We start from the raw sequence: 8,106 nt of genomic DNA, 5'->3' as shown, positions 1-8,106 counted from the left end.
CGGGACGATCCCTGGACGAGACGTTCCAGCTGACCCGCAGCGACGGAAACCGCACCTTCAGCCTGCGCTGGACGTACGTGCACATGATCGTGCCCGCCGGGGCCTCGCCCGACTTCCGAGGCGCCCGGCGGCCCGGCCCGCCCCCGCCCCGCGGCGGCCCCCCCCGGCCCACCCATGGGCCCACCGAACTCGGGCGCCCCGACCGGTCGCCGTCCGGAGGCCAATCCGACGGGCCGTCGTCCGGACGCTGCCGCCCCGACCGGGCGTCGTCCGGAGGCTGCCGCACCCGGGGGGCATCCGGACGCGATGCCGCCGCTGCGCCGTCCGGACGCCGGCCCGTCGGGCCGCCGGCCCGGCCCGGAGCCCGCCGACCCCGGCCGTCCACTGCCGCCCTCCGACGGGACGCCCGCCGGTCGACGCGCCGCCGGACCGGCACCCGATCCGGCGCGGGCCGCCGGGTCACCCGCCGCCCCCGGCCCGGCCCGGTTCGACGGCGCGCCGGCTGGCGCGGTGCCGCCGGTCTCGGACGGCCTGCGACCCGACCCCGCCATCGACCGTGACCCGCGCACCGCCCGACGCAGGCCAGGCCCGGTCGACCCCGGGGCACCGGAGGCCAGCGGCCGTCGTACCGCCGACCGCTCCCGTCCGGCAGCCGCCGGCCGTCGCCGTGCCGCGGAGCCCGACGAGCCGGTGGTGCCCCGCTCGGGCAACGCACCGTCGATGCCCGAGGCATCCGGTGGTCACAGCGGCGCCACGCCCACCGTCGGCCCGACCGACGGCACCGGTCGTCGCCGGGGTGTCTCCGACGAGCCGGAGCGGCGTACGCCGGCTGGCGGCGAACCTCGGGCGGACCGCCCGGAGCGGCCCGCCGACTGGCTGCGCCAGGCCGGCCGCCTGCCGCACACCGACCCCGGCCTCCCGGTGGTCAACCGCCGAGGTGGCACCCCGCCCGCCGCGGGTCGCCGTCCGGCGCCGACCGCCGGCACGGGGGAGTTCGCCGACCACACGCCCGGTCGGCTCGGAGTGCCCGACCCGGCCGCGGAGCGTCCCGCCGGCCGCCGGCCCGCCGGGCAGCCGACCAACCCGGGCGCGGACGCTCCGAGTGGTCGTCGTGCCGTCCGGTCTGAGGCGCCGGGATCCACCGGAGAACAGGCGTTGCCCTATCCGCCGGCCTCCGGCGAGCGGCCCACCCGTGGACGGGGCGCGGCGACGCCCGCTCCGGACCCCACCGGCCGGCGTGGCCGTCCGGCGGCCGCGTCCAGCCCTGACGGAACGCCCACCCCGGACCCGACCGGCCGACGGCGTCACCCGCAGGCCGAGCCCGGCCCTGACGGCTCGGCCGGTCCGGGTCGACCCGGACCGGCGAGCGACCGCGGCGATGATCCGTACGCCGGTGGGCGACCCGCGCCCGGCGCAGGACCCGCCGCACCGGCTCGGGGCGCCGCCCGCTCCACCCCGCCCGGACGGGCCCGGCCCACCCCGGGTGCCGCACCGGTCCCGGACGCCGGGCGCCGTGGCGCCGACGGCCCACCCCGCCCCGGCCCGGGTGCCGAGGCGGCCCTCCGGGACGCAGGTCCGGCTCGTGCCGCCGTGCCACCGGGCGTGGACGGCGCACCGCGTTCACGTCCGGACGGCCCGGCTCGTGCCGCCGTCCGCCCACCCGGCGGCGTTCAGCCGCCCCCCGCCGACGATCGGGCGAGCGGTGAGCCCGGCGCTGGTCCCGGGTCCCCGGCGGTCGCCCGTGGTGGTGCCCCGGCCGGTCGACCTGCGCCGTCCGACCGTGCCGCAGGGCGGGCCCTGCCTCCACATCGGGAGCCCGGCCGTCCCGAGCCGAGCGGCGTCGCCCCTGTGCCGCCGCCCGGCCGCTCCGGCGAGCCCGTCGGCGTGGCCCGTGCCGCCGCCGTGGTGCCCTCCCCGTCCGGGCCGGTCGACCGGCCGGCACCGGAGCCGTCCGGCGGGCCCGCGCTGCGGTCGGCCGACCAGGACGCGCCTGACGACGGCGCCGCACCGGGTGCCCGGTCCGAGTCGCGGCGGCTGTCGCGTGAACGGCGCCGCCTGCGGGCGGCGGTGCTGGTGCTGGTCAGCGTCGTGCTGCTCGGTGCGGTGCCGCTCTTCTTCGGCGTCCGGACGCTGAGTCGTGACCCGGTCTTCGACAACCTGGACCAGCTCAACGTGCCCGGCTGGGCCGCCGCGAAGACGGTCGACGAGGTCAGCGGCAGCCGGTGGTGTCTGCTCGACTGTCGGCTGCGTGAGCGCACCGTGACCTCGGAGAAGGCGCCGAAGGATACGGCGCAGGTCTACGAGGACGCGCTGCGCCAGGACGGTTGGCAGCCGTGGAAGGTGAGCCGATGCCCGGAGCAGCAGACGAAGGGCAGCTACACCTGCTGGCGCCGCGACGAGTTGACGCTCGACCTGTGGGTACGTGAGCCGACCTGCGTGCCGCCGCCCGTCGACGACAAGCCGGCCATCGTGCCGTCTGAAGATCCGTCGGCCGCTGCGACGGAGTGCACCGGCTCGTTGGTGTCGGTGAAGGTACGCAACGCGATCGACGACGAGCGGACCAGGCCGCAGCCGACCACCGACCCGTCACTGACCGGAGAGGATCCGTTCCCGACGGTCAGCGGGGATCCGCTGGGTGAGCTGACACCCTCACCGTCGTGAGCCGGTCTCCATCACGGACGGTAGGGTCTGGGGCTGGCGGGCACGCCCGCTGCCGGTGACCGCCGATGGTTTTGGCGACCGGGTACGGGTACGACGGTTGTGCGTTCCGGGGACGTCGGGTCCTGCGGAACTCTGCATGAGGAGGACAGGCGTGGGCGACATTGGAGCGATTGCGGCGCTGGTCGCGGCGTGCGCGTTCGCGGTGCTGGTGCTCATCCTGACGCTGCCCATCCTGCGGCTGCGGCACACGGTTGACGCCACCACCCGGATGATCAACGACCTCAACGATCGGACCGCACCGCTGCTCGGCGACGTGAACACGACGGTAAAGAACGTCAACACGGCGCTGGAGCAGGTGCAGACCTCGCTGGACGGTGTGAACCTCCAGCTGGCGAAGGTCGACACCATGACCAGCCACGCGCAGAACGTCACCGCCAACGTCGCCAACCTGGCCACCGTCGTCTCCGCCGCGGCCGCCAACCCGCTGGTCAAGGTGGCCGCGTTCGGCTACAGCGTACGCAAGGCCGCCGCCGGCCGCCGGCACGCGGAGACGGAGCGCGAGGTGCGCGACACCATCAAGCAACAGCGGCGGGCCGCCAAGCGCGGCAACCGCTGACCGACCGGCGCACCAGGAGGTAGCGAGACATGAGGCGCTTGTTCTGGCTCGGTATCGGGGTGGCCGTCGGTGTGATCGTGGTCCGCAAGGCGACCCGGACCGCCCAGGCGTACACGCCGGCCGGCATCGCCAGCTCGGTGACGGAATCCGCTGGCGGACTCGTCGAGTCGCTGCGTAGCTTCGTGGAGGACGTCCGGGTGGGGATGGCCGAGCGTGAGCAGGAGATCCACCAGGCGTTCGCCCAGGGCGAGGCGTTCGACGATCAGTTCGCCGACCTGCGGGAAGACCCGCGGATCGGCGATCGAGAAATCTTTCCGGAGGAACACCAGCGATGAAGACGGCGGAGATCAAGCGACGGTACCTCGCGCACTTCGAGGCGAATGGCCACACCGTGGTGCCGTCCGCTCCGCTGCCCGCCATCAGCGACCCGAACCTGCTGTTCGTCAACGCCGGCATGGTGCAGTTCGTGCCGTACTTCCTGGGTCAGCAGACTCCCGCGTACCAGCGGGCGGTCAGTGTGCAGAAGTGCCTCCGCACCCCGGACATCGACGAGGTCGGCAAGACCAGCCGGCACGGCACGTTCTTCCAGATGAACGGCAACTTCTCCTTCGGTGACTACTTCAAGGAAGGGGCTATCCCGCTCGCCTGGGAGCTGATCACCAAGGCGCAGGACCAGGGCGGGTACGGCCTCGACCCGGAGCGGATCTGGCCGTCGATCTACCTGGACGACGACGAGGCGTTCGAGATCTGGCGCTCGATCGGTGTGCCGGCCGAGCGGATCGTCCGTCGGGGCAAGGCGGACAACTTCTGGTCGATGGGCATCCCCGGCCCCTGCGGCCCGTCGTCCGAGCTGTTCTACGACCGTGGCCCGGAGTACGGCCGCGAGGGTGGCCCGGCGGTCGACGAGGACCGCTACATGGAGTTCTGGAACCTCGTCTTCATGCAGTTCGAGCGGGGTCCGGGCACGACCAAGGACGACTACCCGATCCTGGGTGACCTGCCGGCGAAGAACATCGACACCGGCATGGGCCTGGAGCGGATGGCCTCGATCCTGCAGGGCGTCGACAACCTGTACGAGATCGACGAGGTCCGGCCGATCCTGGCTCGGGCGGCCGAGCTGACCGGCAAGCGCTACGGCGCGCACTCCGGCCACGTGGCGAGCGAGTCGCACCCGGACGACGTGCGGCTGCGGGTGATCGCCGACCACGTGCGGACGGCGCTGATGCTTATCGGCGACGGCGTGACCCCGAGCAACGAGGGTCGCGGGTACGTGCTGCGCCGGATCATGCGTCGGGCGATCCGGTCGATCCGGCTGCTCGGCTGGCAGGAGCGGGCGCTGCCCGAGCTGCTGCCGGTGGCCCGGGACTGCATGGCCCCGTCGTACCCGGAGCTGGCGACCGACTTCGACCGGATCTCGCAGTACGCGTACGCCGAGGAGGAAGCGTTCCTGTCCACCCTGCGTGCCGGCACCACGATCCTGGACACCGCGATCGCCGAGACCCGCACCGCGGGTGGCGCGGCGCTGTCCGGGGCGAAGGTGTTCCAGCTGCACGACACGTACGGCTTCCCGATCGACCTGACCCTGGAGATCGCCGCGGAGCAGGGCCTCGCGGTCGACGACGAGGGCTTCCGCCGGCTGATGGCCGACCAGCGGACCCGGGCGAAGGCGGACGCGCAGGCCCGTAAGACGGGGCACGTCGACCTGTCGGCGTACCGGTCGGTGCTCGACTCGGGTGGCCCGGTGACGTTCACCGGGTACAACGAGGTGGCCCGCGAGTCGACGGTGCGGGCGTTGCTCGGCGCCGACGGCCCGCGTCAGGCGGCGACCGAGGGCGACACCATCGAGCTGGTGCTCGACACGACCCCGTTCTACGCGGAGGGCGGTGGCCAGCAGCCCGACCAGGGCATGATCACCGTTGGTGGCGGGCAGGTCGAGGTGCTCGACGTGCAGCAGCCGGTGCCCGGCCTGATCGTGCACCGGGCCCGGGTGATCCGGGGCGAGGTGCGTGCGGGCGAGACCGGTTACGCCGAGATCGACGCGACCCGGCGCCGGGCGATCTCCCGGTCGCACACCGCGACCCACCTGGTGCACCAGACCATGCGGAACTTCCTCGGCGAGTCGGCCACGCAGGCGGGGTCGCTGAACGCGCCCGGCCGGCTGCGGTTCGACTTCAACACCCCGACCGGGGTGTCGCCGAGCGTGCTGCGCGACGTCGAGCAGCAGGTCAACGAGGTGCTCCTGGCCGACCTGGAGGTGCATGCCTTCATCACCTCGCTGGACGAGGCGCGGCGGATCGGGGCGATGGCGCTCTTCGGCGAGAAGTACGGCGAGGAGGTGCGGGTCGTTGAGGTGGGTGACTACGCCCGGGAGCTGTGCGGCGGCACGCACGTGGCCCGCTCGGCCCAGCTCGGCCTCGTGAAGATCCTCTCCGAGTCGTCGATCGGCGCCGGCGTGCGTCGGGTCGAGGCGTTGGTCGGCATGGACGCCTTCGGCTTCCTGGCCCGTGAGCACCTGCTGGTCTCCCGGCTGGCTGAGCTGTACCGGGTGCCGAACGATCAGGTCGCCGACCGGGTGGAGCAGACCGTCACCCAGCTTCGGGACGCGGAGAAGGAGCTGGAGAAGCTGCGCGCCCAACTGGTGCTGGGTGGGGCGGCGACGCTCGCGGCGCAGGCCAAGGAGTTGCGTGGGGTCGCGTACGTGGGCACGGAGGCGCCGGAGGGCGCGGCCGGAAACGACGTGCGCACCCTGGCCCAGGAGATCCGCGGCAAAATCGACCCGGCGCGGCCGGCGGTGGTCGCGGTGGCGGCCCGGTCGAATGGCAAGGCGTCCCTGGTGGTGGCGGTCAACGCGGCCGCGCGCAGCCGGGGCCTGGCCGCCTCGGATCTGGTGAAGGCGGCGTTCTCCGGGCGCGGCGGTGGCAGCCCCGACCTGGCCCAGGGCGGCGGCCTGCCCGCGGCCGAGGCACCGAACCTGCTACTCACCGTCGAGAAGGCGATCACTGAGGCGTGATGGACGATCATTGTCAGCCAGGGCGGACCGATCGGTCCGCCCTGGCTTGTTTGGCACCGACGGTGACCGCACGTGGCTAAGATGACACGCGGTGTGCGGATCGGCGTGGATGTCGGTCAGGTGCGAGTGGGGATTTCCCGTTCGGATCCGGACGGGATCCTGGCCACGCCGCTGGTGACCCTGGCCCGTGATCTCACGGCGGCGCCGGATGCCGTGCCGAGCGACCTCGCCCAGCTGGCAGCGTTGGTGGCCGAGCACGAGGCCGTTCAGGTTGTCGTCGGCCTTCCGGTCAATCTCGCCGGCAAGCACGGTCCCGCGGCCATCCACGTGAAGGCGTACGCTGACCGACTGGTCGATGTGATAGCGCCCGTCCCGGTAACGCTCACTGACGAGAGGATGTCGACCGTGGTCGCTTCTCGTAGGCTTGCCGAGCGTGGCGTCCGAGGTAAACGTCAACGTGCGGTTGTCGACCAGGCGGCCGCGGTGGAGATCCTGCAGAGCTGGCTGGACGCGCAGCGGAGGCGGACGTAATGATCGACGATCTGGATCTTGGGTTCGACGATGCGGAGCGGGGGGAGAAGGGCCGGCACCGGCGCGGCTTCCGCAAGCGCAAGGGTGGGTCCGGCGGCGGCCGGGGCAAGACATTCCTGGCACTGCTGATGGCCCTGGTCCTGTTGGGCGCCATCGGCGGCGGCGCGTTCTACGGCTTCGACCGCATCCAGAACTACTTCGTCACCCCTGACTACGACGGCGCCGGGGCCGGTGAGATCACCGTCGAGATCAAGAACGGGGCGCTGCTCGCCGACATGGCCGATGCCCTCGTCGCGGCTGACGTGGTGAAGAGCCAGAAGGCGTTCGTCGAGGCGGCCGAGGCCAACGCGCGCAGCAAGAACATCCAGCCGGGCACGTACAAGCTGCGCAAGCAGATGAGCGGCGCGAGCGCCGTCACCGCGATGCTCGATCTGAAGAACAAGATCGTCAATGGGCTGACGATCCCCGAGGGTCGCACCAGCATGAACATCTACAAGCTGCTCTCCGAGAAGACCAAGATCCCGGTCAAGGACTTCCAGGCCGCCGCGAAGGACCCGGAGGGGCTCGGTGTCCCGGAGTGGTGGTTCAAGCGCGACGACGGCAAGAAGGTCGTCAAGTCCATCGAGGGCTTCCTCTACCCGGACACGTACGAGATCCCGCCGAAGGCCACCGCGGAGAGCATCCTCAAGCTGATGGTGGACAACTTCCTCGCGGTGACCGGGGAGATGAAGTTCGCCGACCGGGTGCAGAAGGAACGCAAGGTCAGCCCGTATGAGGCGTTGATCGTGGCCTCGCTGGCCCAGGCTGAGGCCGGCAACAAGGACGACCTCGGCAAGGTCGCGCGGGTGGCCTACAACCGGGTGTACGGCGAGTTCCCCTGCAACTGCCTGGAAATGGACGTCACGGTCAATTACTGGCTGGAGCTGACCGGTAAGCCGACCAAGACCTCAGCCGAGATGAACCAGTCGGAGCTGCTCGACACGACAAGTCCGTATAGCCGCAAGCTGCGGGGTCTGATCCCCACCCCGATCAACAACCCCGGTAAGCAGGCCCTGGAAGGCGCGATGGACCCGCCGGCGGGCAAGTGGCTCTACTTCGTGGCCATCGACAAGCAGGGTCACTCGGCCTTCGCTGAGACGTACGAGGATCAGAAGCGCAACGAGGCCAAGGCCAAGGAAGCCGGCGTCATCTGAGTCTCCCTGCCTGCCCGGTCTGCGCGATCCAACCGTCGCCCCGAGTCGGGCAGCGATAACGCATTGATCATTGCCTTCCCCCGGGCCTAGACTGT

Annotated in this window: 6 protein-coding genes; all 6 read left to right on the top strand. The window is 72.1% G+C overall.

Annotation, left to right across the window (positions count from 1 at the left end; all coding sequences use genetic code 11):
- Positions 1-1,965 precede the first annotated feature (1,965 nt).
- The 6 genes from ABZS37_RS20980 (at position 1,966) to mltG (ending at position 8,011) form a co-directional block, all read left to right on the top strand.
- Positions 1,966-2,661 (top strand): hypothetical protein, encoded by a 696-nt coding sequence (locus ABZS37_RS20980; protein WP_355171278.1) that lies wholly within the window; start codon positions 1,966-1,968, stop codon positions 2,659-2,661.
- Positions 2,662-2,812: 151 nt separating this feature from the next.
- Positions 2,813-3,277 carry a DUF948 domain-containing protein gene (locus tag ABZS37_RS20975; RefSeq protein WP_355171254.1) on the top strand — a complete coding sequence of 155 codons (465 nt, stop codon included), beginning with the start codon at positions 2,813-2,815 and terminating at the stop codon, positions 3,275-3,277.
- A 29-nt stretch (positions 3,278-3,306) separates the two neighbouring features.
- Complete coding sequence (locus ABZS37_RS20970) at positions 3,307-3,612, top strand: hypothetical protein (RefSeq protein WP_354993690.1); 306 nt, start codon at positions 3,307-3,309, stop codon at positions 3,610-3,612.
- Complete coding sequence (gene alaS / locus ABZS37_RS20965; protein ID WP_355171252.1) at positions 3,609-6,287, top strand: alanine--tRNA ligase; 2,679 nt, start codon at positions 3,609-3,611, stop codon at positions 6,285-6,287. The genes ABZS37_RS20970 and alaS overlap by 4 nt, the downstream gene beginning before the upstream one ends.
- Positions 6,288-6,359: 72 nt before the next feature.
- Complete coding sequence (gene ruvX, locus ABZS37_RS20960) at positions 6,360-6,818, top strand: Holliday junction resolvase RuvX (RefSeq protein ID WP_354993688.1); 459 nt, start codon at positions 6,360-6,362, stop codon at positions 6,816-6,818.
- Positions 6,818-8,011, top strand: a complete 1,194-nt coding sequence (gene mltG / locus ABZS37_RS20955) for an endolytic transglycosylase MltG (RefSeq protein WP_355171250.1) — start codon at positions 6,818-6,820, stop codon at positions 8,009-8,011. The genes ruvX and mltG overlap by 1 nt, the downstream gene beginning before the upstream one ends.
- The last annotated feature ends 95 nt before the right edge of the window (positions 8,012-8,106 follow it).

This window comes from Micromonospora sp. NPDC005413, from assembly GCF_040606435.1.
GTDB lineage: Bacteria > Actinomycetota > Actinomycetes > Mycobacteriales > Micromonosporaceae > Micromonospora.
Note: the sequence above shows the minus strand (reverse complement) of the source record. Positions and strands in the feature narration are given on the sequence as shown.

Excerpts from the sequence above, each read along its gene's own strand:
- ABZS37_RS20970 (WP_354993690.1), top strand. The coding sequence starts at position 3,307 with ATGAGGCGCTTGTTCTGGCTCGGTATCGGGGTGGCCGTCGGTGTGATC.
- alaS (WP_355171252.1), top strand. The coding sequence starts at position 3,609 with ATGAAGACGGCGGAGATCAAGCGACGGTACCTCGCGCACTTCGAGGCG.
- mltG (WP_355171250.1), top strand. The coding sequence starts at position 6,818 with ATGATCGACGATCTGGATCTTGGGTTCGACGATGCGGAGCGGGGGGAG.